Consider the following 24,266-nt stretch of genomic DNA (forward strand, 5'->3'; position numbering starts at 1 on the left):
CTCCTTGGTTGAGGCACGTCCCGGCGGTTTCGTCGGGGAAAACGTGCAGTTCAGGTGCATCTATTTCTGGGTCGCGATTGCGCCGGAAATGTGTCTCGGAAACGCATTGATTCTGTCTGATTTGGAGGCTTGTTTGACTAAACCCTTTATAAACCGGCTGGATAAATAGGCCGCGAAACGAAAAACCCCCGGCGCGAACCGGGGGTGACTGGTGTCAATTCAAAGGCGTTTTGGCCGGCGCGCGGCGGCCTTCAGTCGCGGGTGCCGGCGAATTTTTCCTGCCAGCCGGCGCGCTCGTCGTCGGTGATCTTGCGGAAGGTCACATCCGGCACGGTAAAGCCGTGCCCCGGCGCCAGCTCGGCCAGTGCCGCGTCCAGATCGTCGGGCCAATCACTGGCCTCGCTGTGCATGGCCGCCATCAGCTGCTCGCAGGCGTCCGGGATGAAGGGGCTTGAAATCACAGCGTAAAACCGGATCAGACTGAGCGCCAGCCGGATCTGCGCCGCCGCCTGCTCGGGGTCGGTCTTGAAGGTCGACCAGGGCGCGGCGTCCTGCAGGTACTCGTTCCCGGCGACCCAGATGGCCCGCAGTTCCTGCGCCGCCTTGCGCACCTCGATCGCCTCCATATGGCCTTCGTAGGCGCGCAGGCGGGTGGTCAGATCGGCAATCAGCTGCGCCTCGCGCGGGCCGAAGCTGCCGCCTTCCGGCACCTCTTCGCCGAACTTCGAGCGGCAGAACTTGGTGACCCGGCTGACGAAGTTTCCGAGCACGTCGGCCAGGTCCTTGTTGACCGAAGCCTGGAAGTTCTCCCAGGTGAACTCGCTGTCGGAACTTTCCGGAGCGTGGCTCAAAAGCCACCACCGCCAATAGTCCGCCGGCAGGATCGCCAGCGCCTGGTCCATGAATACCCCCCGGCCCTGAGAGGTCGAGAACTGGCCGCCGTCGTAATTGAGGTAGTTGAACGACTTGATGTAGTCGACCAGCTTCCACGGCTCGCCAGAGCCCAGGATCGTCGCCGGAAAGCTGAGGGTGTGGAACGGCACGTTGTCCTTGCCCATGAACTGGGTGTAGCGCACGTCCTCCGCGCCCTTGTCGGTGCGCCACCAGCGCTGCCAGTCGGCCTCGCCCTTCCCGTTGGCCTCTGCCCATTCACCGGCGCAGGCGATATATTCGATCGGCGCGTCGAACCAGACGTAGAACACCTTGCCCTCCATCCCGGGCCAGTCCTCGTCGCCCTTTTTGACCGGGATGCCCCAGTCGAGATCGCGGGTAATGCCGCGGTCCTGCAGCCCGTCACCGTCGTTCAGCCATTTCCTGGCGATCGACGTCGTCAGCACCGGCCAGTCGGACTTGCCGTCGATCCAGTCGTTCAACTGACCGCGCATGCCGGATTGCTTCAGGTAGAGGTGCTTGGTCTCGCGCACCTCGAGATCGGTCGAGCCGGAGATCGCGCTGCGCGGCTCGATCAGGTCGGTCGGGTCAAGCTGCTTGGTGCAGTTCTCACACTGGTCGCCGCGGGCGCGGTCGTAGCCGCAGTTGGGACAGGTGCCCTCGATGTAGCGGTCCGGCAGGAAGCGGCCGTCCGCGTGGGAATAGACCTGCTTCTCGCTGACCTCGCGGATCAGCCCCGCCTCGGCCAGCCGGCCGGCGAAATGTTGGGTCAGCGCGTGGTTCTGCGGGCTCGACGAGCGGCCGAAGTGATCGAAGCTGAGGCGGAAGCCGCGGGCGATCTCGGCCTGTGTCGCATGCATTTCGGCGCAGTATTCCGCGACCGGCTTGCCGGCCTTGGCCGCGGCCAGTTCCGCCGGGGTGCCATGTTCGTCGGTGGCGCAGAGAAACATCACCTCCTGCCCGCGGGCACGCTGGTAGCGGGCGAAGAGATCGGCCGGCAGCTGGGAGCCGATCAGGTTGCCCAGATGCTTGATCCCGTTGATGTAGGGAATGGCAGAGGTGATGAGGTGGCGTGTCATGAGCGTCCCCGCAAATCGTTTGGCCCCGTTTAACGCAGGCCGCCACGGGGGGCCAGAGGCTCAGTCATGATGTTGCCGTGCCGCGCGCCGGACCGGGGAATGGGGGGCTTCTGGCTGCGTCCCGGCACACATCGCCGGCGTTCCCGCCCCCATGCGCCACGTGAGCCGGGCCAGCGCCGTCCCGCGGGGGGCACCCTTCAGTCTCAGTCTGGCAGTGTATCCCGGCAAAGCCCGTGGGTCCTCTCAGGATCGCGGGAACGCAAGCCAAAGCGCCGCCCCGGGGGGGGGACGGCGCTGGCCCGGCGGCTTCGCCTTTGTTCCGGGCCGGGATGCCTCAGTCGGCGTCGTCCATGTCGAAGCCGAGGTGCTTGGCCACCGCAAAGATGTCCTTATCGCCGCGCCCGCACATGTTCATGATGATCAGGTGATCCTTGGGCAGCTCGGGGGCGATCTTCATCACATGCGCCAGCGCGTGACAGGGTTCGAGCGCCGGGATGATCCCCTCCGACGCACAGCAGAGCTGGAACGCCTCCAGCGCCTCCTTGTCGGTGATCGCCACGTATTCGGCGCGCTTGGTGTCATGCAGCCAGGAATGCTCCGGCCCGATACCGGGATAATCGAGGCCCGCCGAGATCGAATAACCCTCGAGAATCTGCCCGTCATCATCCTGCAACAGGTACGTGCGGTTGCCGTGCAGCACGCCGGGGCGGCCGCCGGTGAGCGAGGCGCAATGCTCCATCTTGGCGTTCACCCCCTTGCCGCCGGCTTCGACGCCGATGATGCGGACCTCCTTGTCATCAAGGAACGGGTAGAACAGGCCCATGGCGTTCGAGCCCCCGCCGATGGCGGCGATGATCGTATCGGGCAGACGGCCTTCGGCCTCCTGCATCTGGTCCTTGGCTTCCTTGCCGATGATCGACTGGAAATCGCGGACCATCGCCGGATAGGGATGCGGCCCGGCCACGGTGCCGATGCAGTAGAAGGTGTCGCGCACATTGGTCACCCAGTCGCGCAGCGCGTCGTTCATCGCGTCCTTGAGCGTGCCGCGGCCGGAGGTCACCGGCACCACCTCGGCGCCCAGAAGACGCATGCGGAAGACGTTGGGCTTTTGCCGCTCGACGTCATGCGCGCCCATGTAGACCACGCATTTCAGTCCGAACTTGGCGCAGACCGTCGCGGTGGCCACGCCGTGCTGGCCGGCGCCGGTCTCGGCGATGATCCGGGTCTTGCCCATGCGCCGCGCCAGCAGGATCTGGCCCAGCACGTTGTTGATCTTGTGCGCGCCGGTGTGGTTCAGCTCGTCGCGTTTGAGATAGATCTTGGCGCCGCCCAGACGCTCGGTCAGGCCCTCGGCAAAATAGAGCGGGCTGGGCCGGCCGACGTAGTGCTTCCAGAGGTGCTCCATCTCGTCCCAGAAGCTCTGGTCGGTCTTGGCCTTCTCGTATTCCTCTTCCAGCGACAGGATCAGCGGCATCAGCGTTTCAGAGACGAAACGTCCGCCGTACTTGCCGAAGCGGCCCTTCTCGTCGGGGCCGGTCATGAAGGAATTGAAGAGATCGTTGGACATGGTGCACCTGTATCGGTTTCGCCGCTCTGAATATAGCCGCGGGGCGCGGAAGGAAAGCCTTTGTGCGGCGTGGTCTGCCACCGGAACCGCGCCCGTCCCGGGCCTGCCCCGGGACCTCTTTCAATGGCCTCGCGGCGCCCGAAATCAAGTCGGGGGCGTGAACCGAAGCCTTTGCGCCGCGCGAGTGGCGCCACCTCCTCCGCCGTCCCGGGCTCGGCCCGGAACCTCTTGCGGAGACCGCGAGGCCCCGGATCAAGTCCGGGGCGTGAACCGCAGCCCATGCGCCGCGCGAGTGGCGCCATCTCCCCCGCCGTCCCGGGCCTGACCAGGGACCTCCCGCGGCGACCGCGAGACGCCGGAGCAGGTCCGGGGCCAAGCGGCACGGGAAACGCAAAACGGCGCGCCCCGGGGGCACGCCGCTTCATAATCACTGGCCGGTGAGGCTCAGAGGTTCGGCTGTTGCGAGGACAGGCCGATCTCGCCGCCCATGGCGACCATGTCCGCCACCAGCTTGACCGCCTCGTCGACGGCATTGGTGTCGGGCTCTTTCGCGTCCTTGGCCGATTTGTGCACGGCGGCGGCCTCGGCGATCATCTCGTCGAGCAGCTCCTGCGTCATCTCGGCGCGCGGAATGGCGCGTTCGGCCAGCACGGTCACGCCGTCGGACTTGATCTGGGCGAAACCACCGGTGACGACATATTCCGCCGTCTCGGCACCTTCGATCCGCAGAACGCCGGGGCGCAGCGTGGTGATGGTCGGCGAATGATCGGCCATCGCCGTCATGTCACCGTCCGCACCGGGGATCTGGACCGCGGTCACCTTCAGCGAAGCAAGGCTGCGCTCGGGGCTGACCAGGTCGAATTGCATTTCGTCTGCCATGTTCTTCTCCTTGGGAGAGGTCGTCCCTCTGCGGGCCCGGGCGGGCCCTCATCGGGACGACCGGCCGTTTCCTCAGGCCGCGTCGGCAGCCATCTTCTCGGCTTTGGCTTTCACCTCGTCGATGCCGCCCACCATGTAGAAGGCGCCCTCGGGCAGGTGATCGTATTCGCCGGCGACAACCGCCTTGAACGACGAGATGGTGTCTTCGAGCGGCACCTGGACACCGTCGGAGCCGGTGAACACCTTCGCCACGTCAAACGGCTGCGACAGGAAGCGCTGGATCTTCCGGGCGCGGGCCACGGTCAGCTTGTCCTCTTCCGACAGTTCGTCCATGCCGAGGATGGCGATGATGTCCTGCAGCGACTTGTAGCGCTGGAGGATGTTCTGCACATCCATCGCGACACGGTAGTGCTCTTCACCGACGATCGCCGGGTCCATCAGACGCGACGAGCTGTCGAGCGGGTCGACCGCCGGATAGATGCCGAGCTCGGAAATCGCGCGGCTCAGAACGGTCTGCGCGTCGAGGTGGGCAAAGGTGGTGGCCGGTGCCGGGTCGGTAAGGTCATCGGCCGGCACGTAGACGGCCTGGATCGAGGTGATCGAGCCGCGCTTGGTCGAGGTGATGCGTTCCTGCATCGCGCCCATGTCGGTGGCCAGCGTCGGCTGATAGCCCACCGCCGAAGGAATACGGCCGAGCAGAGCCGACACTTCCGAACCCGCCTGGGTAAAGCGGAAGATGTTGTCGACAAAGAACAGAACGTCCGACCCGGTCGAGTCGCGGAACTGTTCGGCCAGGGTCAGACCGGTCAGAGCGACGCGCATCCGCGCACCCGGAGGCTCGTTCATCTGGCCGTAGACCAGCGCGATTTTCGAGTCGGTCATGTTATCGGGGGTGATAACGCCGGATTCGATCATCTCGTAGTACAGGTCGTTGCCCTCACGGGTCCGTTCACCAACACCGGCGAACACCGAGAGACCCGAGTGCACCTTGGCGATGTTGTTGATCAGTTCCATGATCAGAACGGTCTTGCCGACGCCGGCACCGCCGAACAGGCCGATCTTGCCGCCCTTGGCATAGGGCGCCAGCAGGTCGATCACCTTGATGCCGGTGATCAGCACTTCGGCTTCGGTCGCCTGGTCGGAGAAATCCGGCGCGGGCTGGTGGATGGCGCGGGTTTCGCTGGCTTCGACCGGGCCCTTTTCGTCGACCGGGTCGCCGATGACGTTGATGATGCGGCCGAGCGTGGCGTCGCCCACGGGCACCGAGATCGGGCCGCCGGTGTCTTCCACGTCCTGCCCCCGGACGAGACCTTCGGTGGCCTCCATCGCGATCGTCCTGACGGTGTTTTCGCCGAGGTGCTGGGCGACTTCCAGAACCAGAAGGTTGCCGTTGTTGTCGGTGGTCAGCGCGTTCAGGATCGCCGGCAGCTCATCGTCGAACTGTACGTCGACAACGGCGCCGATGACCTGGGTCACTTTGCCTTGTGCGTTTGCCATGTATTGGTCTCCGGTTCTTAGAGCGCTTCCGCGCCCGAGATAATTTCGATCAGTTCATTGGTGATGACGGCCTGACGCGAGCGGTTGTACTCGATGGTCAGCTTGTCGATCATGTCGCCGGCATTGCGCGTCGCGTTGTCCATGGCGGACATCCGGGCGCCCTGTTCCGACGCGGCGTTTTCCAGCAGACCGGCAAAGATCTGGGTCGCCACGCCACGCGGCAGCAGATCGGCCAGGATGGCCTCTTCGCTGGGCTCGTAATCGTACAGCGTGCTGGTGCCCGTCTCTTCACCGTCCTCGTCAGCCTCGAAGCTGGCGGGGATGATCTGTTGCGCCGTGGGTATTTGCGTCACCACGTTCTGGAACTTCGAATAGAACAGCGTCGCCACGTCGAACTCGCCCGCGTCGAAGCGGCCAAGCACGTCCTTGGCGATCTCCTGCGCATTGGCATAGCCGATGCGCTTGACCTCGCTCAGGTCGACATGGCCGACCAGATGCTCGGCATACTCGCGCTTGAGCACGTCACGGCCCTTCTTGCCGACGGTCAGGATCTTGACCGTCTTGCCCTTGGCGAGCAGCGCCTGCGCGTGTGACCGCGCAAGCTTGGCAATATTGCCGTTGAAGCCGCCGCAGAGGCCGCGCTCGGCGGTCATGACGACGAGCAGATGCACGTCGTCACTGCCGGTGCCGGCCAGAAGCCTGGGCGCGCTGTCGCTGTCGCCCACCGATTTCGCGAGCCCCGCCATCACGCTGTTGAAGCGTTCGGTATAGGGGCGCGCCATCTCGGCCGCTTCCTGGGCCCGCCGCAGTTTCGCGGCGGCCACCATCTGCATGGCCTTGGTGATCTTGCGGGTCGACTTGACCGACGCGATCCTGTTTTTCAGGTCCTTGAGATTTGGCATTGCCCTATCTCCTTATGAGAAGTCGGCGGCGAATTCGTCCAGTGCGGCGCGGATCTTGTCCTCGGCTTCACCTTTGATCTTGGGGTCTTCCTCGGTGATGTAGTCCAGAAGGTCGGCGTGCTTGGAGCGCAGGTGCTGCAGCAGGCCCTTCTCGAAACGACCCACGTCCGAGACCTTGATCTTGTCGAGGTAGCCCTTGGTGCCGGCGAAGATGACGCAGACGATCTCGGCGTTGGTCAGCGGCGAATACTGCGGCTGCTTCATCAGCTCGGTCAGACGCGCACCACGGTTCAGCAACTGCTGGGTCGCGGCGTCGAGGTCGGACCCGAACTGCGCAAAGGCCGCCATTTCGCGGTACTGCGCCAGTTCCAGTTTCACCGGGCCGGCGACCGATTTCATCGCGTTGGTCTGGGCGGACGACCCCACCCGCGAGACCGACAGACCGGTGTTCACGGCCGGGCGGATACCCTGATAGAACAGCTCGGTTTCGAGGAAGATCTGGCCGTCGGTGATCGAGATCACGTTGGTCGGAATAAACGCCGACACGTCGCCGCCCTGGGTTTCGATGATCGGCAGAGCGGTCAGCGAGCCCGAACCGTTGTCTTCGTTCAGCTTGGCCGAACGCTCCAGAAGGCGGGAGTGGAGGTAGAAGACGTCACCCGGATAGGCTTCGCGGCCCGGCGGACGACGCAGCAGCAGCGACATCTGACGGTAGGACACGGCCTGCTTGGAGAGGTCATCATAGATGATCAGCGCGTGCTTGCCGTTGTCACGGAAGTACTCGGCCATCGCGGTCGCGGCATAGGGCGCGAGGAACTGCATCGGCGCCGGCTCGGAAGCGGTGGCGGCAACGACGATCGAATAGTCGATGGCGCCGGACTCCTCGAGACGCTTCACCAGCTGCGCCACGGTCGAACGCTTCTGGCCGATCGCGACATAGACGCAGTAGAGCTTCTTGCTCTCGTCGTCGCCGGCGGCGTCGTTGTAGGATTTCTGGTTCAGAACCGCGTCGAGCGCGACGGCGGTCTTGCCGGTCTGACGGTCGCCAATGATCAGCTCGCGCTGGCCACGGCCGATCGGGATCATCGAGTCGACGGCCTTGAGGCCGGTCGCCATCGGCTCATGCACCGATTTACGCGGAATGATGCCGGGGGCCTTCACGTCTGCAATGCGGCGCTCGGAGGCATTGATCGGACCCTTGCCGTCGAGCGGGTTGCCGAGACCGTCGACCACCCGGCCCAGCAGCTCGGGGCCGGCGGGGACGTCCACGATCGAGTTGGTGCGCTTGACGGTGTCGCCTTCCTTGATGTCCCGGTCGGAGCCGAAGATCACCACGCCGACGTTGTCGGTCTCGAGGTTGAGCGCCATGCCCATGATGCCGCCGGGGAATTCGACCATCTCGCCCGCCTGGACGCTGTCGAGGCCGTAGACCCGCGCGATACCGTCACCGACGCTGAGCACGCGGCCCACTTCGGCGACTTCGGCTTCTTGCCCGAAGTTCTTGATCTGCTCCTTTAGGATCGCAGAAATCTCGGCTGCTTGGATACCCATTTATCCGACCTCTTTCATTGCATTCTGGAGGGAATTGAGCTTCGCGCGGATCGACGTGTCGATCATCTTGGAGCCCACCTTGACAACAAGACCGCCGATGAGGCTCTCATCGACGGTCGCATTCACTTTGACATCCTTGCCCACGGATTTCTTGAGCGACGCGGCCAGCGCATCGGCCTGCGCCGGGGTCAGTTCCTTGGCGGTGGTCACATCCGCGGTGACCTCGCCCTTGTGCTCGGCGATCCGGGCGCGCAGCTGGGCCACCAGTTGCGGCAGCACGAAGAGGCGGCGCTTGGCCGCCATCAGGCCCATGGTGTTGACGAGCACCTCGAGGAGATCCATCTTCTTGCCGATGGCAAGGATTGCATCCTGCTGGTCGTCACGGGAATACAGCGGGTTGCCGATCAGGTCGCGCAGATCCTCGCTGCTGTCCATCGTGGCAGCCAGATCGTCGAGGCTGGTTTCAAGTTCGGCGAGGTTGCCGTTCTCATTGGCAATCTCGAACACGGCCGTCGCATAGCGATCGGCAATACCCGAGGAAATCGAAGCTGGTTCGGACACGTCCACCCTTCCGACTATCTGGCCCCGGTTTGCCACAGTCCTGTGGCGTCCGGGGGCGTTTCCCGGCCCTGACAACTCTCAAGGCGCTAAATCACGCCGGATGTAGCAGAGCCTTCCCAACCCCGCAACATACTTGAGGGTTTTTAAGGTTGGTGGATAAATGAGTAAAATCAGATATTTGCTCGATGTGCGACCGAATGCGCACCCGCAAGCCGTTCAAAAACCTTTCATTTTCGTGAACGGTGACGATTCCCGGGGTGGAAATTTCACCGTTAGCGCCTAAACCGGCTTGGCTTCTTTCGCCGGTTTCGGGCTCAGAACCTCTAGCGGGCTGGGCACCCGGACCCCGACACCGGGGTCATGCGGGGCCTGCACCCGCTTGCTGGCCTCGACCATCAGCACGCCGGCCGGCAGCGGCAGGCCAAAGCGCTGGCCCGAACTTTCCCAGAGCCGCCCGGTCTTCATCCAGAACCGCCGCGGCGACGGCGGCTGATAAAGCGCGGTGGCGTGTTTCTCGGGCATGAAGCCATGGGTGCGCAGCTGGATCTCGAGCTGGCTCTGGGTATAGGGCCGGCCAAAGCCGAAGGGCGTGGCATCGCTGCGCGACCAGAGCCCGGCGCGGTTGGGCACCACGAAGAGCACCTTGCCCCCCGGCCCCAGCACCCGGTGGCATTCCTCGAGCAGCACCGAGGGCCGCTCAGAGGTTTCCAACCCGTGCATCACCACCAGCTTGTCGATCCGCCCGGTCTCGACCGGCCAGAGGGTTTCCTCGGTCAGCACCGAGACATTGGGCATCCCGGCCGGCCAGCGCATCACCCCCTGAGGCCCCGGCATCAGCGCCATCACCCGCCGCGCCTCGGCCAGGTAGGGCCGCAGCAAGGGCACCGCAAAGCCGAACCCCGCCACCGTCTGCCCCTTGGCCTCGGGCCAGAGCCGCAGCATGCGCTGGCTCACCGCCTTCTGCGCCGCCCGGCCAAGCGCGCTGCGGTAATAGAAATTCCTCAGGTCCTGTACGTCCAGGTGCATTGCGATCCGCGTCGGCTTGGGTCAGACTTGAGGGCCACTCTAGCAACGGAGCCGCGAATTGCCATGCCCCTTGAGCTTGTCACCATTGCCTGCCTGACTGACAACTACGCCTATCTCGTGCATGACGACAAAAGCGGCGAGACGGCGGTGTTCGACGTGCCGGAGGCCGGGCCGATCCTGGACGCGCTCGCGGCGCGCGGCTGGACCCTCAGCCACGTCTTCCTGACCCATCACCACCCCGACCACGTTCAGGGCACCGCCGAGCTTCTGGCCAGCGCGCCGGCGCGGGTGATCGGTGCCGCCGCCGACACCCACCGCCTGCCGCCGCTCGACATCGAGGTGTCCGAGGGCGACGTCGTTGCGCTTGGCGGCGAGAGCGTCGAGGTGCTCGAGGTGCCGGGCCACACCGTGGGCCATGTCGCCTATCACCTGCCGACCTCGGCGATCCTGGTGACAATGGACAGCCTGATGCACCTGGGCTGCGGCCGGCTGTTCGAGGGCACGCCGGCGCAGATGTTCGACAGCCTGTCGCGGATGGCCGCCCTGCCCCCCGAGACCACTGTCTGCTCGGGCCATGAATATGCCGAAACCAATGTCCGCTTTGCCCTGACCATTGAACCCGACAATGCGCGACTTATCTCTCGCAGAGACGAGATTGCGGCGGCGCGCGCAGCGGGGCGCGCCACCGTCCCCACAACCCTTGCACTCGAGCTCGACACCAACCCGTTTCTGCGCTGCCATGTCCCGGCGGTTCAGGCGACGGTCGGTCTGGCAGACGGCGATCCCCTGGCCGTCTTTACCGAGGTTCGGAAGCGTCGCGACAGCTTCTCCTAGGCTTCGCTGCGCTGCCGCATATCACGGCGCTGTGCACACACAGTTTGGAAATGTGACCGGTAACGCAAAGAAAAAACTTGAAGCGGTGCCGGGATCGACCAAACTTTAACCTTATGAGGCCACGGTTGGCAGGGCGTCTTTCGCCGCCGACACAGATCAGAAGGAGCACGCAGAGTGCCTTCATTCTCTAATACGCTTGAACAGGCGATCCACGCGGCCCTGGCCCTGGCCAACAGCCGCTCGCATGAATTCGCAACGCTGGAGCACCTGCTGCTGGCGCTGATCGACGAACCCGACGCAACCCGCGTGATGAAGGCCTGCTCGGTCGACACCGAGGAGCTGCGCACCAAGCTGGTGGAATACGTCGACACCGACCTGTCGAACCTGGTGACCGACATCGAAGGCTCCGAGGCGGTGCCGACGGCGGCGTTCCAGCGGGTGATCCAGCGCGCGGCGATCCACGTGCAATCGTCGGGCCGCACCGAGGTGACCGGCGCCAACGTGCTGGTGGCGATCTTTGCCGAACGCGAGTCGAATGCCGCCTATTTCCTGCAGGAGCAGGACATGACGCGCTATGACGCGGTGAATTTCATCGCGCATGGCGTCGCCAAGGACCCCGCCTATGGCGAGGCCCGTCCGGTGACCGGCGCGCAGGACATGGACGACGACAGCCAGTCCACCGACAGCACGCCAGAGGCCGATCAGAAGGAAAGCGCGCTCGGCAAATACTGTGTCGACCTGAACGAGAAGGCCCGCCTTGGCGACGTCGATCCGCTGATCGGCCGCGAGAGCGAGGTCGAGCGCTGCATCCAGGTGCTCTGCCGCCGGCGCAAGAACAACCCGCTGCTGGTGGGCGACCCCGGTGTCGGCAAGACCGCCATCGCCGAGGGCCTGGCCCGCAAGATCGAGTCCGGCGAGACCCCCGAGGTGCTGGCAAACACCACGATCTATTCGCTCGACATGGGCGCGCTTCTGGCCGGCACCCGCTATCGCGGTGACTTCGAGGAGCGGCTGAAGGCGGTGGTCAACGAGCTTGAGGAACACCCCGACGCGGTGCTCTTCATCGACGAGATCCACACCGTGATCGGCGCCGGTGCCACCTCTGGTGGGGCGATGGACGCCTCCAACCTGCTGAAACCGGCGCTTCAGGGCGGCAAGCTGCGCACTATGGGTTCCACCACCTACAAGGAGTTCCGCCAGCATTTCGAGAAGGACCGGGCGCTCGCGCGGCGCTTCCAGAAGATTGACGTGGTCGAGCCTTCGGTCGAGGACTCGGTGAAGATCCTCAAGGGCCTGAAGCCCTATTTCGAGGATCACCACCACATCAAGTACACCGCGGACGCGATCAAGACGGCCGTGGAGCTCTCGGCGCGCTACATCACCGACCGGAAACTGCCCGACAAGGCGATCGACGTGATCGACGAGGCCGGGGCGGCGCAGCATCTGGTGGTGGAGAGCCGCCGCCGCAAGACCATCGGCACCAAGGAGATCGAGGATGTGGTCGCCAAGATCGCCCGCATTCCGCCGAAGAACGTCTCGAAGAACGATGCCGAGGTGCTCAAGGATCTTGAAGCCAGCCTGAAACGCGTGGTCTTTGGCCAGGACGATGCCATCGTGGCGCTCAGCTCGGCGATCAAGCTGGCCCGTGCCGGCCTGCGCGAGCCTGAAAAGCCGATCGGCAACTACCTCTTTGCCGGCCCCACCGGCGTCGGCAAGACCGAGGTGGCCAAGCAGCTGGCGGATACGCTGGGCGTGGAACTGCTGCGCTTCGACATGTCGGAATACATGGAGAAACACGCGGTCTCGCGGCTGATCGGCGCGCCTCCGGGCTATGTCGGTTTCGACCAGGGCGGCCAGTTGACCGATGGCGTTGACCAGCACCCGCATTGCGTGCTGCTGCTCGACGAGATGGAAAAGGCGCATCCGGATGTCTACAACATCCTGCTGCAGGTGATGGACCACGGCGCGCTGACCGATCACAACGGCCGGACGGTGGATTTCCGCAACGTGATCCTGATCATGACCTCGAACGCCGGCGCACAGGAACAGGCAAAGGCTGCCATCGGCTTTGGCCGCGACCGGCGCGAGGGCGAGGACACCGCTGCCATCGAGCGCACCTTCACGCCGGAATTCCGCAACCGGCTCGACGCGGTCATCAGCTTCAAGCCGCTGCCGAAAACCGTGATCTCTCAGGTGGTCGAGAAGTTCGTGCTGCAGCTTGAGGCGCAGCTGATGGATCGCAATGTCACCATCGAGCTGTCCAAGGCGGCGGCCGAATGGCTGGGCGACAAGGGCTATGACGACAAGATGGGTGCACGCCCCCTCGCCCGCGTCATCCAGGAGCACATCAAGAAGCCGCTGGCCGAAGAGCTGCTGTTCGGCAAGCTGGCCAAGGGCGGGATCGTCCGCGTCGGCGTCAAGGACGGCAAGATCGACCTGCAGATGAGCGGCCCGGACAACCCGCGCCTGACCGGCAAGAAGCCGCCGCTGCTCACCGCGGAATGATCCGCAGGCTCGCTGCCTGCCTGATTTCGGGCTCGGCCTCCCTCGTGGCGGCCGAGCCCTTTTCTTTGGTCTTCCCCGTCGACTGCACCCTGGGCGAGACCTGTCACATCCAGCACTATCTCGATCATGATCCCGGCCCGGGCGCGCGGGATTACACCTGCGAGGGGCTGAGCTACGACGGCCACCAGGGCACCGACATCGCCCTGCCCTCCATCGCGGACATGAGCGCCGGCGTCACCGTCCGCGCCGCCGCCCCCGGCGTGGTGCGGGGGCTGCGCGACGGGGTGGCCGACCGGCTGTATGACGGCCAGGACCTGTCGGGGCAGGACTGCGGCAATGGCATCGCCATCACCCACGCCGAGGGCTGGGAAACCCAGTATTGCCACCTGCGCAACGGGTCGGTGGCGGTGACGCCCGGCCAGCAGGTCGCCGCCGGTACGCCACTGGGCGAAGTCGGGCTGAGCGGCCGCACGCAATTCCCGCATCTGCACCTGACCCTGCGCCGCGACGGCGAGGTCATCGATCCCTTTGCCCCCGAAGGGGCCGGGACCTGCGACAGCGCGGCAACGCTTTGGCAGGACACGCCGGCCTATCGCCCCGGCGGGCTGCTCTCGGTGGGATTTGCGCAGCGCGTCCCGAGCCTTGCCGAGATCACCGAGGGCAGCGCCGATGACGCCCCGCCCCGGCGTGACACCGCCCTGGTCGGCTTTGGCCAGGTCTTCGGCGCGCGCGCCGGCGACAGCCTGCGGATCGTGATCGAAGGGCCTTCGGGCCGGGTGATCGGCCATGACGCGCCGATCGACAGGCCGCAGGCGGTGCTGTTCCGGGCCGCCGGCCGCAAGGCGCAGCCCGGAGGCTGGCCGGCCGGCAGCTACAGGCTGAGCGTGACGCTGCTGCGGGACGGCCAGAGCCTCGAGACCCGCAGCACGGCACTGAGACTGGACTAACCCAGCCGCAGGCCTTCGAGCATCTCCAGCTCGACCCGCGGAAAGCCCAAGGGGCCGAAATCGCGCGGATGCATCAGGAAGGGAAACAGCGACAAGTAAAGCCGCTGCGCGTTCTCGCCCATGCGGGTGACGTTGCCGCTGCCGGGATGATAGGTCTCGACCTCAAGGCCACCGGCCTGCACCGCGGCATGGCGGCCGAGCGCCAGATGATAGACCTTGACCGCGCTCGGCGGCGTCACCTTGAAAACGCTCACCCCGTCAATGAAGTCCTGCAGCGGCGTCAGCACGTGGCCCTGGCCGTTGGCGGCACGGAACTGCGGCGGGTTGTGCAGGATCGCGGCACCGGGGCCAAGCACCACATCGTTGCCCGGACGGCCCATGCCAAAGGCCTCGGCGGTGACCCGGATCAGCCCGTCGAGCATGCTGCCCGGCTGCGCCTGCCCCGGCATGATCGCCGCCGACCCGATCCAGAGCACGCGCTGCGGCCCTTCAGAGGAATTGACCGTGTCGCCCGGCAGCAGATCCTCGATCGCCAGCGGCCCGTCCGGGGTGGCGAGCACCGTGCCGCGGGCAAAGCCCGAGACCGCACGCTCGAAGACCTCGGTCTGCGGCACCACGTGGCTCTGTTCCGCGATCTCGTAGTTGGACGTGAGCGACAGGGTTTCCATCCGCCGCATCATCGGCATGTCGCGGCGGGGTCTGGTCTCGGCGCGGGAAAAGCGTTCGACTGCGGGAACCGGCAGGTTCTGTGCGCCGGCGTTGCGCCGCTGGTGCGGCAAGAGGGGACTCGTCATGATATGCTCCCAGAGTTTGGGTCACATCCGCGTCGGCCCCCACCGACAACGACAGATTGACTGTGAACGTCGCATCTAGCGCGACCAAAGAACCAGATCGTCGCCGATCCGTCAAAGCCGGGCACCGATTGGATGGCCCGGGCCGACCAATCCGCCGCTGGCCGGCGGGATTGTCGCGGCGATGACAACACCGCTGCCACATTTGCCGGCCCCCGCGAATCGGCCCGGCGCAACAGGCAAAAGCCGCGCCCTTGCACGGGAACGCGGCTTTTGCTCAAGCGGCCCAAGAGGGCAGCGCAGTCAGGCACTCTTGCGGACCTCGACGACCGGTTTGCGGCGGGCAATCATCTCGGCGCGGCGCTGGCCGCGGGCAAAGGGCAGATCGATCTTGCTCTCCCGCGCACGCTGCACGGCGGATGTGATGAACCGGGTTTTCATGTCGCTGACCTCATATGTGATCGGGCGGCAGGGGGCCGCGCTTGTGCGATCACTATGGCGAAGGTTTCCGGCAGACATGCGGCAGGCAGATGGATTTCCGAGGACATCGCCGCCGCCGCAACACCTCAATGGTGGCCGACGCGGAGGACGGTTTTTATTAAATCTTTCAGAAGGTTATTTCCATTCCGGCCGATCTGTCAGGTGACACTATGGCCGCACCAAGGCAGCCCCCCGCCCGGCCCCCGCCGCAATCAGAGCCTTATCGCCGACATCAGCCGGCCATAGTCGGCCTCGCCGGCGTGGACCGAGCGGCGGTAGGAATAGAACCGGTCGGCATCGGCATAGGTGCAATGGCGGCACCATTCGGCCTCGCCCACCCCGGCCAGTCGCAGCCGGTAAAGCCCGAAGCCCGGCAGATCAAACAGATAGCGGTCGCCCTTGCCGCGGGCAAAGAACTGCGCGCTCTGCGGGTCCTCCGCCATGAAGTCCTCGACGAACTCGGGACCGACCTCATAGGCGCTTTGCGAGATCGCCGGGCCAATCACTGCCTGCACGTCCTCGCGCGCGGCCCCCAGCGCCTCCATCGCGTCGAGCGTCGCCTCGAGCACCCCGTCGAGCGCGCCGCGCCAGCCGGCATGGGCCGCGCCGATCACCCCGGCCCGGTGGTCGGCAAAAAGCACCGGCTGGCAATCGGCGCTGAGCACCCCGAGGGCCAGCCCCGGTGTCGCCGTGACCAGCGCATCGGCGCGCGGCGGCGTGTCGAATGGGGCCTCGACCGGCACCGCCAGGGCGGAATGCACCTGGTACACCGTCACCAGCTGCTCCGGCGGCAGGTCGAGGCTCGCGGCCACCCGGCCGCGGTTGATCGCCACGATCTCGGACTGATCGGAGGAGCCCTGGCCGCAATTGAGCCCCTGGAACACCCCGGACGAGGCGCCGCCACGGCGGGTGAAGAACCCGTGTTTCAGCGGGGCAAGCAGATCGGAGGTGAGGATTTCCAGCGTCATGTGTCCAGTCCGGCTATCGGCGGGGCGCCCTCGGGCAGCAGCCCCAGCACTTTGAAGAGAGTTCCCATTTCCTCGGGGTGCGTCAACCGCCGATGTGCCGCCACATGGTTCTCAAGCGCGGCGCCCTGCAGGCCGGCGGCCAATTGCTGGGCGCGGGCGGTCACGCCAAGCCGCTCGAGAAAGACGCCCTGCGGCGTGAGGCGGGTATGGGCACAAGGCACAGCCGCGGTGATGGCTTCGAAGTCTACATGGGTGGTGAGATCGGCCTCGCCCGGCGCGGCCAGCGGGTCGACCCGTTCATGACGCCGCAACGCCTGCAGCGTGTCGCCCAGCGAGCGCCAGTCGCCGTAGTCGACGATCAGCGCCGCGCCGCCGTGATCGGCGATCCGCTGGCCGATGGCCTCGGCGATCGGCGGCAGGCTCGGGGTCAGTTCCACCACGTCGCCCTCGCGGGTGTCGTCGAGCCGATGCGCCAACGCCGCCACCTCCGTGGCCTCGGTCAGCCCCAGCACCAGCGCACCGTCGCGCGCCCCGACGCGGCGCTCGCACCAGCCGGTGCCGCGGCGCTCGAACTGGCGCACCGGCAGCGCGTCGAAGAACTCGTTGGCAATGAGCCAGAGCGGCGCCTGCGGCAGCTTGTCGGCGTGATCGGTCCAAGCCACCTGGTGACCCTCCAGCGCTGCCTTCTGACGGTCCCGCAGGTGCGGCGAGGCCTCAACCAGCACCACCTGGGCGGCGTCGAGAAATCCCGGCACCTTGCGTCCGACCCGCAGGATATCGGCCATCAGCGTGCCCCGCCCCGGCCCCAGCTCGGCGAGGGTAAAGGCGGGCTGGCCCTGATCGATCCAGGCCCGCGCCAGCGCGAGGCTGGTCAGCTCGCCGAACATCTGGCTGATTTCCGGCGCGGTGGTGAAATCGCCCGCCGCCCCCAGCGGATCGCGTCCGGTATAGACGCCGTGCTCGGGATGCAGCAGGCAGGTCGCCATGTAATCGGCCAGAGAGATCGGTCCTTCGGCGGCAATGCGTTCCCGCAGGATCGCCGTCAGGGCGCTCATGCCGGACGGTTCCGTGCCACCAGCCAGAGCCCGATGACGATCATCGGCAGCGACAGAAGCTGCCCCATGGTCAGCCCCCAGCCGCCAACCTGAAAGGCCAGGCCCAGCGGGTTGCCGGCGGTGACGAACTGCGCGTCGGGCTGGCGAAAGAATTCGACAAGGAACCGCGCCGCGCCGTAGCCGGCAAAGAACAGCGCCGCGATCCGCCCCGGCGTCTTCAGCCAACCGCGCGCCAGCGCCAGCCAGAGCAGCAGCGCACCGAGCAGCAGCCCCTCGAGCCCGGCCTCGTAGAGCTGGCTCGGGTGGCGGCCGCAGAGCGCGCCCGCCGGCTGACCGCAATCCTGCGCCGCCGCGCCGGGAAAGGCCACCGCCCAGGGCAGATCGGTCGGCCGGCCCCAAAGCTCGGCGTTGACGAAGTTTGCCAACCGGCCAAACAGCAGCCCCGGCCAGGCGCCGAGCGCCATCAGGTCGGCCAGCGGCAGCCGGCGCACGCCGTTGCGCGCGCTCCAGATCCAGGCCGCGAGGGCGACGCCCAGAAGACCGCCGTGAAACGCCATGCCGCCCTGCCAGATCATCAGGACCTCGCCCGGGTGGCTCAGGTAGTAGCCCGGCTGATAGAACAGCACGAAGCCCAGACGCCCGCCAAGGATGATGCCGAGGATGATCCAGGTCATCAGGTCCTCGAGCTGCGCCGGGGTCAGCGGCGGGCTGTCGCCTTGCCACAGCGCGGGTCGTTTCAGCAGCCGCACCGCCAGCATCCAGCCGGCCACGATCCCGACGATATAGGCCAGCGCGTACCAGCGCAGGGCAAAGCTCATGCCGAAGAGATCGATCGAGAAAATCTCGGGGCTGAGCGGGGGGAAGGGAATGGGTGATGCCATGCGGCTCCTTTGCCTTTCGCTTTTGCCGAGGTCAACCTTGTCGCCCGGGGTCCTGGGGGCCATATAGGTAACAAATGTAACGGAGAGACCCCATGCAGACCCGCAACAAGGTATTCGACGACCTGTCGCAACTGATGACCAACGCCATGGGCGTGGCCCAGGGCGCCCGGACCGAGGCCGAAACCGCGATGAAATCGATGCTCGACCGCTGGCTGGCGGATCGCGATTTCGTGACCCGCGAAGAGTTCGACGCGGTGCGCGGCATGGCCCAGAAGGCGCGCGAAGAGAACGAGATGCTGAAGGCCCGGCTCGACAAGCTGGAGAGCAAGCAGGGCTGATCGGTCGGCATCGGGTAGAAGTGAAAGGCCGGGGGAGACCCCGGCCTTTTGGCGTTTTCCGGCCGAAACGTTCAGCTGCTGCGAGCTGCCGGACCCGGGGTCTTTTCGGAGCCGCGCATCGCCGTGCCGAGGGGGGCGTCCTGCCAGAGGCATGCCTTTGGCAGGACGATGCGCGGCGGGCTTGCTGCCCGCTGTTGACGCGCGGTGCCCAACAGCGGGCGGCTCAAAGCGGAGAACAACATGGGACAGACAACTCTGCCCTGACCTGAACAGCGGATCGTCAGGCTGCCATGCTCGCAAAACAACGAGCCAAAGCGCCAAATGACCGCTGCTGACGCTCGGGGCGAAACCGTCAATTGCTTCAATGCGCCGACGTGCCTCAGACCGCCCCGCTCAGCCCCCTGCCCGAAAACCGGCACCTTCCGTTTGAAATCAACGCCTTTTCCCGCTACCATCACTTGGGCGCGACCCGTTCGATCCCCCTCCGGGCCGTGCATCTCTGAGTGATCCGCAGGCCCCCGCCTGCGCGCCAAGGCCGGGCTTCCCCCGGCCTGTTTCGCTTGAACGCCCGGCCGCCTTCCCGGTGCCGGCACCCGACGCAGACTGATGAAAGAACCCATAGGGCAAGGACATCATGCAATGACAGACACCACCACCGATCAGGGCATTCCCGCGCCGGAGGGCGCGGCGAATGTCATCGACACCGACTACGAGGTCGGACAGGACAATATCGAGACCAGCGTCGGCCCGATCGGCCTCGATATCCACAATCCCGTCTTCCTGATCTCGGGCCTCTCGATCGTCGCCTTCGTGGCCTACGCGCTGCTGGCACCCGCCCAGGCCGAAGAGTTCTTCGGCTGGCTGCGCCCGGCGCTGACCTCCAACTTCGACTGGTTCTTCCTCTGGTCGGCCAATATCTTCGTGCTGTTCTGCCTGTTCCTGATCGTTTCGCCCTGGGGCTCGGTGCGGCTGGGCGGGCAGGATGCCACCCCCGACTACGGCTACCCCGGCTGGTTCGCCATGCTGTTTGCCGCCGGCATGGGCATCGGGCTGATGTTCTTCGGTGTGCTGGAACCGGTCTATTACTTCGGCACCCCCTGGGGCGACGAGCCGCTGGGCGTGGTGCGCCCGTTTGCCGAGGATGGCACGCTGATCGAGGCCAATGTGGCCGAGGCGCGCCGCATGGCGCTGGCCGCGACCTCCTATCACTGGGCGCTGCACCCTTGGGCGATCTATGCCGTGGTGGCGCTGGCGCTGGCGCTTTTCACCTACAACAAGGGGCTGCCGCTGACCATCCGCTCGGCCTTCTACCCGATCTTCGGTGAACGGGTCTGGGGCTGGACCGGCCATGTCATCGACACCCTCGCGGTGTTTGCCACCCTCTTTGGCCTCGCCACCTCGCTGGGCTTCGGCGCGCAACAGGCCAACGCCGGGCTGGAATACGTCTACGGCGTGCCGATGAGCGTGACGGTACAGGTGGTGCTGATCGTGGCGATCACCGCGGTTGCGCTGATCTCGGTGCTTCGCGGTCTTGACGGCGGCGTCAAGGTGCTGTCCGAGATCAACATGGTGATCGCCCTGCTGCTCTTGCTCTTCGTCCTCGTGGCGGCCGGGGCCGGCACCATCCTGACCGAGTTCGGCCGCGGCATCCTGGCCTATTTCCAGGAGGTCATCCCGCTGTCGAACCCGCACGGCCGTGAAGACACCGGCTACATGCAGGGCTGGACCGCCTTCTACTGGGCGTGGTGGATTTCCTGGTCACCCTTCGTCGGCATGTTCATCGCCCGGGTCAGCCGCGGCCGCACGGTGCGCGAATTCGTGACCTGCGTGCTGATCATCCCGTCGTTTGTCTGCCTGCTGTGGATGGCGGTCTTCGGTGGCGCGGCAATCGAACAGGTGATCGCAGACCCCGCCGCCAGCGCGGTCAAGGCGCAGGTGATCGACAGCTACAACCCACCTCTGTCGCTCTTTGCCATGCTCGAAGGCCTGCCCTTCGCGGCGATCACCTCGACCATCGGCATCATCCTCGTGATCGTGTTCTTCGTAACCTCGTCGGACTCGGGCTCGCTGGTGATCGACACCATCACCGCCGGCGGCAAGGTCGACGCACCGATGCCGCAGCGGGTGTTCTGGTGCACCTTCGAAGGCCTCGTGGCCATTGCCCTGCTGCTCGGCGGCGGGCTGGTCTCGCTGCAGGCGATGGTGATCTCGACCGGTCTGCCGTTCACGGTGATCCTGCTGATGATCTGCGTCGCCATCGTCAAGGGCCTGCGCTCCGAACCGCGCGGCTGACCGCCAGCATGACTGCGGGCCCCGGTGCAGACCGGGGCCTCGCCTACCGCGCCAGTTCCTCCATCGGAATCGCGATCTCGTGGTGCGGACCGTCCGCCAGCCAGTCGCTCTTCAGCGTGCCGCGCAACTGGCCTGTCACCGTCATCGAGATCAGCCTGCTGCCAAAACCCTGCCGCTGTGGCGGCCACTCGCTCGCTGGGCCACCGGTTTCGCGCCAGCTCAGCCGGAACTGGCCGGCGTCTTCCCGCCACACGATGCTCAGCCGCCCCTCGGGCACCGAGAGCGCGCCGTACTTCGCCGCATTGGTCGCCAGCTCATGCACCACCAGCGCCAGCTGGGTGGCACAGGAGGCGCCGAGGATCAGGTTCGGCCCGTCGAGCGTCATGTGATTGCCGCCGGGCACAACATGCGGCTCGATCAGCGTCGCCAGAAGCGTCGAGACCACCGCGTCGCCGCTGCTCACCGCCTCGCCGGTGATGGCCGGGCGGATGATGTCATGCGCCTGTGACAGCGCCGCCAGCCGGCCCTGCAGGGCGGTGGTCATTTCGTCCTTGGTCTCTGTCATGCGGGCGGTCATGGTGATCATGCCACCGGTGATGGTGAACAGGTTCTTGACCCGATGATGCAGTTCCTCGGCCAGCATCTGGCGCATCTGCACCTCATGGCGCAGCCTGAACTCGGCCTCGAGCAGCTCTGACAGCCCGGTCAGGATGCGCAGCTCGCGCGCGGTCCACTCACGCGGCTGGCTGTCGATGGCACAGAATGATCCCAGGGGCTGACCATCCGGCGCATGCACCGGCACGCCGGCATAGGCAATCACGTCGAGATCCTCGATCGCCATGTTCTCGCGCAACAGCGGATGCTCGCGGGCATCCGTGACGGTCAGCGGCGTGTCGAGGCTGACGACATATTGGCAAAAGGAATGCGACAGCGGCGTCTGCCGGGCGCGGGCCGTCTCCTCCGGCAGACCGATCTGCGCCTTGAAGAACTGCCGCTGGCCGTCGACCAGCGACAACAACCCCACCGGCACACCGATCGCCTCGGTGGCGATGCGCACCGTGCGGTCGAACACCGCCTCGGTCTCGCTGTCCATCAGCCGGGTGCGGGCAAGCGCCGCCAGTCGGTTCGGATCGACCAGCCTTGCTCGATGCGCAGGGGTCTCTTCGGTCGGAAACTCGCGGTCCTTGGTCATTGCGCCGGTTGGCCCCTTCCATGATGAACCCCGCCGGCGTGGGCCAGACCGACCCTACCCTGCCGCAATCGCCGGCGCATCCCCTTTTTGCCCCCGGGGCCCGCTGGGGGCAGACCCGGAAGCCTGTGCAAAAGTTTAGTGCTCTGCACCATTCCATCCACAACTTATTGAGGGGGTCACCGAAATATCGCTTTACTTGAGAGGGGCCGACCGTCACCATATCAGGTAGGGGCAGCGGATACGCCCACCGCCCCTAGAGCAGGCACCTAGCGCTTGGGGCGCTGCCACCCCCTCGCGCTATCAAAACAAAGAGGTGGCGCATGGCACTTTCCGAGCAGTACCTGGAGGACGATCTCCACCCGATCGACATCGTCGAGCATATCGCCGACCACAACGATTGGGACTTCGACCGCATCCACGACGACCAGATCGCCATGGCCGTCGAGGGCCAGTGGCGCACCTATTCGATCACCCTGGCCTGGTCCGCCTATGACGAGACGCTGCGGCTGATCTGCAGCTTCGAGATGGAGCCGCCGGAGGAGAAGACCCCGCAGCTCTGCGAGGCGATCAATGCGATCAACGACCAATGCTGGGCCGGCGCCTTCACCTGGTGGGGCGAGAACCAGCTGATGGTCTATCGCTACGGGCTGGTCCTGGCCGGCGGACAGGTCGCGAGCCCGGAACAGATCGACACGATGATCAGCGCCGCGGTGACCAGCGCCGAGCGCTACTACCCGGCGCTGCAGCTCGTGGTCTGGGGCGATCGCAGCCCGAAAGAAGCGCTGCAGGTTGCCATTGCAGAGGCCTACGGCCGCGCGTAACACTCGCCCCCGAATGCAAGGACAGGAGGGGGCGATGACCTCGAACGATCTGGCCCGTCGCGGCCTCGTGCTATTGGGCTGCGGCAAGATGGGCTCGGCCATGCTGCAGGGCTGGCTGAGTGACGGTCTGCCCGCCACATCGGTGCATGTGATCGATCCCGCCCCGTCCGACTGGCTGCAGGCCACCGGCGTCAGTCTCAACGCCGAGTTGCCGGCCTCACCCGCCATCGTGCTGATCGCCGTCAAGCCGCAGATGATGGGCGATGCCCTGCCCGCGATCCAATCCATGGCCAGCGGCGAAACGCTGTTTCTCTCGGTCGCCGCCGGCGTCACCCTGGCGCGCTTCGAGGCGGTGCTGGGCACCGAAAGCCCGATCATCCGCGCCATGCCCAACACCCCCGCCGCCGTCGGCCGCGGCATCACCGCGCTGATCGGCAATGCCCGGGTCTCTGAGGAGCACATGGCGCTGGCCGAAAGCCTGCTGCAGGCGGTGGGCCAGACCGTGCGGCTTGAGGACGAGGGCCAGATGGACGCGGTCACCGGCGTCTCCGGCTCCGGCCCGGCCTATGTCTTCCACCTGATCGAGACCCTGGCCGCCGCCGGCGAAGCCCAGGGCCTGCCCGCCGGGCTGGCGATGCAACTGGCGCGCGCCACCGTCGGCGGCGCCGGCGTGCTGGCCGAGACCGCCGAGGACAGCCCGGCCCAGCTGCGCAGGAATGTCACCTCGCCGAATGGCACGACGCAAGCCGCGCTCGAGGTGCTGATGGATGCCGAGACCGGCTTCGGGCCGCTGCTGAACCGCGCGGTCAGGGCCGCGACCGAGCGCTCGAAGGAGCTCAGCAATGGCTGAGATCAGCTTCGACGATTTCCTCAAGGTCGACATCCGCGCCGGCACCATCCTGCGCGCCGAACCCTTCCCGGAGGCGCGCAAACCCGCGCTCAAGCTCTGGATCGATTTCGGCCCCGAGATCGGCGAGAAGAAGACCTCGGCCCAGATCACCGACCATTACACGCCCGACAGCCTGATCGGCCGACAGGTGATGGCGGTGGTCAACTTTCCACCGCGCCAGATCGGCCCCTTCATGTCAGAGGTTCTGACCCTTGGCCTCAGCGACGCCGCCGGCGGCGTCGTCCTTCTGGCCCCCGACCAACCGGTCGCCAACGGCGCACGGATGCACTGAGGGCGCACATCGCGCCCCTTGCTTCTTC

The 24,266-nt window shown here is 66.0% G+C and carries 22 protein-coding genes; 8 read left to right on the forward strand and 14 right to left on the reverse strand.

The genetic code is table 11. The features are described from left to right. Positions 1–251: 251 nt before the first annotated feature. The 8 genes from metG to VOI27_RS01840 form a co-directional block, all read right to left on the reverse strand. The gene (gene metG, locus VOI27_RS01805; RefSeq protein ID WP_323763574.1) at positions 252–1,970 is read right to left on the reverse strand and encodes a methionine--tRNA ligase; all 1,719 of its coding nucleotides are present in this window, start codon (positions 1,968–1,970) and stop codon (positions 252–254) included. Positions 1,971–2,304: 334 nt separating this feature from the next. Then, positions 2,305–3,537 carry a tryptophan synthase subunit beta gene (trpB, locus tag VOI27_RS01810; RefSeq protein WP_323763575.1) on the reverse strand — a complete coding sequence of 411 codons (1,233 nt, stop codon included), beginning with the start codon at positions 3,535–3,537 and terminating at the stop codon, positions 2,305–2,307. A gap of 444 nt (positions 3,538–3,981) precedes the next feature. Continuing rightward, positions 3,982–4,416, reverse strand: a complete 435-nt coding sequence (locus VOI27_RS01815; protein ID WP_323763576.1) for a F0F1 ATP synthase subunit epsilon — start codon at positions 4,414–4,416, stop codon at positions 3,982–3,984. A 72-nt stretch (positions 4,417–4,488) separates the two neighbouring features. Beyond that, positions 4,489–5,913, reverse strand: coding sequence for a F0F1 ATP synthase subunit beta (gene atpD / locus VOI27_RS01820; RefSeq protein WP_323763577.1), 1,425 nt, complete (start codon positions 5,911–5,913; stop codon positions 4,489–4,491). Between the two features lie 17 nt (positions 5,914–5,930). Next, positions 5,931–6,815, reverse strand: a complete 885-nt coding sequence (locus VOI27_RS01825; RefSeq protein WP_323763578.1) for a F0F1 ATP synthase subunit gamma — start codon at positions 6,813–6,815, stop codon at positions 5,931–5,933. A gap of 12 nt (positions 6,816–6,827) precedes the next feature. Beyond that, positions 6,828–8,366 (reverse strand): F0F1 ATP synthase subunit alpha, encoded by a 1,539-nt coding sequence (gene atpA, locus VOI27_RS01830; protein WP_323763579.1) that lies wholly within the window; start codon positions 8,364–8,366, stop codon positions 6,828–6,830. Beyond that, the gene (locus tag VOI27_RS01835; RefSeq protein ID WP_323763580.1) at positions 8,367–8,933 is read right to left on the reverse strand and encodes a F0F1 ATP synthase subunit delta; all 567 of its coding nucleotides are present in this window, start codon (positions 8,931–8,933) and stop codon (positions 8,367–8,369) included. It abuts the gene before it with no gap. 273 nt (positions 8,934–9,206) lie between these two features. After that, a complete protein-coding gene (locus VOI27_RS01840) occupies positions 9,207–9,953 on the reverse strand; it encodes a class I SAM-dependent methyltransferase (protein WP_323763581.1) in 747 nt (248 codons plus the stop codon). A 63-nt stretch (positions 9,954–10,016) separates the two neighbouring features. On the opposite strand from VOI27_RS01840, the gene gloB reads away from it, so the two are divergent. The 3 genes from gloB to VOI27_RS01855 all read left to right on the forward strand — a co-directional run bounded on the left by gloB (position 10,017) and on the right by VOI27_RS01855 (position 14,239). Next, positions 10,017–10,787, forward strand: coding sequence for a hydroxyacylglutathione hydrolase (gene gloB, locus VOI27_RS01845; protein WP_323763582.1), 771 nt, complete (start codon positions 10,017–10,019; stop codon positions 10,785–10,787). 174 nt (positions 10,788–10,961) lie between these two features. Next, positions 10,962–13,292, forward strand: coding sequence for an ATP-dependent Clp protease ATP-binding subunit ClpA (gene clpA, locus VOI27_RS01850; protein ID WP_323763583.1), 2,331 nt, complete (start codon positions 10,962–10,964; stop codon positions 13,290–13,292). Beyond that, positions 13,289–14,239, forward strand: a complete 951-nt coding sequence (locus tag VOI27_RS01855) for a M23 family metallopeptidase (RefSeq protein WP_323763584.1) — start codon at positions 13,289–13,291, stop codon at positions 14,237–14,239. Before clpA ends, VOI27_RS01855 begins: the two co-directional genes overlap by 4 nt. Here VOI27_RS01855 and VOI27_RS01860 read toward each other — a convergent pair. The 5 genes from VOI27_RS01860 to lgt form a co-directional block, all read right to left on the reverse strand. After that, positions 14,236–15,033 (reverse strand): Hint domain-containing protein, encoded by a 798-nt coding sequence (locus VOI27_RS01860; RefSeq protein WP_323763585.1) that lies wholly within the window; start codon positions 15,031–15,033, stop codon positions 14,236–14,238. The two genes, VOI27_RS01855 and VOI27_RS01860, sit on opposite strands and share 4 nt — an antisense overlap. Positions 15,034–15,333: 300 nt before the next feature. After that, positions 15,334–15,471 carry a hypothetical protein gene (locus VOI27_RS01865; RefSeq protein WP_323763586.1) on the reverse strand — a complete coding sequence of 46 codons (138 nt, stop codon included), beginning with the start codon at positions 15,469–15,471 and terminating at the stop codon, positions 15,334–15,336. Positions 15,472–15,722: 251 nt separating this feature from the next. Continuing rightward, complete coding sequence (pgeF, locus tag VOI27_RS01870; protein ID WP_323763587.1) at positions 15,723–16,478, reverse strand: peptidoglycan editing factor PgeF; 756 nt, start codon at positions 16,476–16,478, stop codon at positions 15,723–15,725. Next, complete coding sequence (locus tag VOI27_RS01875) at positions 16,475–17,533, reverse strand: class I SAM-dependent methyltransferase (protein WP_323763588.1); 1,059 nt, start codon at positions 17,531–17,533, stop codon at positions 16,475–16,477. Before VOI27_RS01875 ends, pgeF begins: the two co-directional genes overlap by 4 nt. Continuing rightward, positions 17,530–18,414, reverse strand: a complete 885-nt coding sequence (gene lgt, locus VOI27_RS01880; RefSeq protein ID WP_323763589.1) for a prolipoprotein diacylglyceryl transferase — start codon at positions 18,412–18,414, stop codon at positions 17,530–17,532. The genes VOI27_RS01875 and lgt overlap by 4 nt, the downstream gene beginning before the upstream one ends. Before the next feature lie 92 nt (positions 18,415–18,506). On the opposite strand from lgt, the gene VOI27_RS01885 reads away from it, so the two are divergent. After that, positions 18,507–18,752: an accessory factor UbiK family protein gene (locus tag VOI27_RS01885; RefSeq protein ID WP_323763590.1), complete on the forward strand. Its 246-nt coding sequence runs from the start codon at positions 18,507–18,509 to the stop codon at positions 18,750–18,752. 639 nt (positions 18,753–19,391) lie between these two features. After that, positions 19,392–21,044, forward strand: a complete 1,653-nt coding sequence (locus VOI27_RS01890) for a BCCT family transporter (protein ID WP_323763591.1) — start codon at positions 19,392–19,394, stop codon at positions 21,042–21,044. Positions 21,045–21,087: 43 nt separating this feature from the next. Here the strand turns inward: VOI27_RS01890 and VOI27_RS01895 are convergent, their stop codons facing one another. After that, positions 21,088–22,236: an HWE histidine kinase domain-containing protein gene (locus VOI27_RS01895; protein WP_323763592.1), complete on the reverse strand. Its 1,149-nt coding sequence runs from the start codon at positions 22,234–22,236 to the stop codon at positions 21,088–21,090. A gap of 320 nt (positions 22,237–22,556) precedes the next feature. On the opposite strand from VOI27_RS01895, the gene VOI27_RS01900 reads away from it, so the two are divergent. The 3 genes from VOI27_RS01900 to VOI27_RS01910 are packed head-to-tail and all read left to right on the forward strand — an operon-like array spanning position 22,557 to position 24,238. Beyond that, the gene (locus VOI27_RS01900; protein ID WP_323763593.1) at positions 22,557–23,057 is read left to right on the forward strand and encodes a YbjN domain-containing protein; all 501 of its coding nucleotides are present in this window, start codon (positions 22,557–22,559) and stop codon (positions 23,055–23,057) included. A 34-nt stretch (positions 23,058–23,091) separates the two neighbouring features. Then, positions 23,092–23,907, forward strand: a complete 816-nt coding sequence (proC, locus tag VOI27_RS01905) for a pyrroline-5-carboxylate reductase (RefSeq protein ID WP_323763594.1) — start codon at positions 23,092–23,094, stop codon at positions 23,905–23,907. Next, positions 23,900–24,238 carry a tRNA-binding protein gene (locus tag VOI27_RS01910; protein WP_323763595.1) on the forward strand — a complete coding sequence of 113 codons (339 nt, stop codon included), beginning with the start codon at positions 23,900–23,902 and terminating at the stop codon, positions 24,236–24,238. Before proC ends, VOI27_RS01910 begins: the two co-directional genes overlap by 8 nt. Positions 24,239–24,266: the final 28 nt, after the last annotated feature.

The sequence above is a fragment of the Marinovum sp. genome, assembly GCF_034669705.1.
Taxonomy (GTDB): Bacteria; Pseudomonadota; Alphaproteobacteria; order Rhodobacterales; family Rhodobacteraceae; genus Marinovum.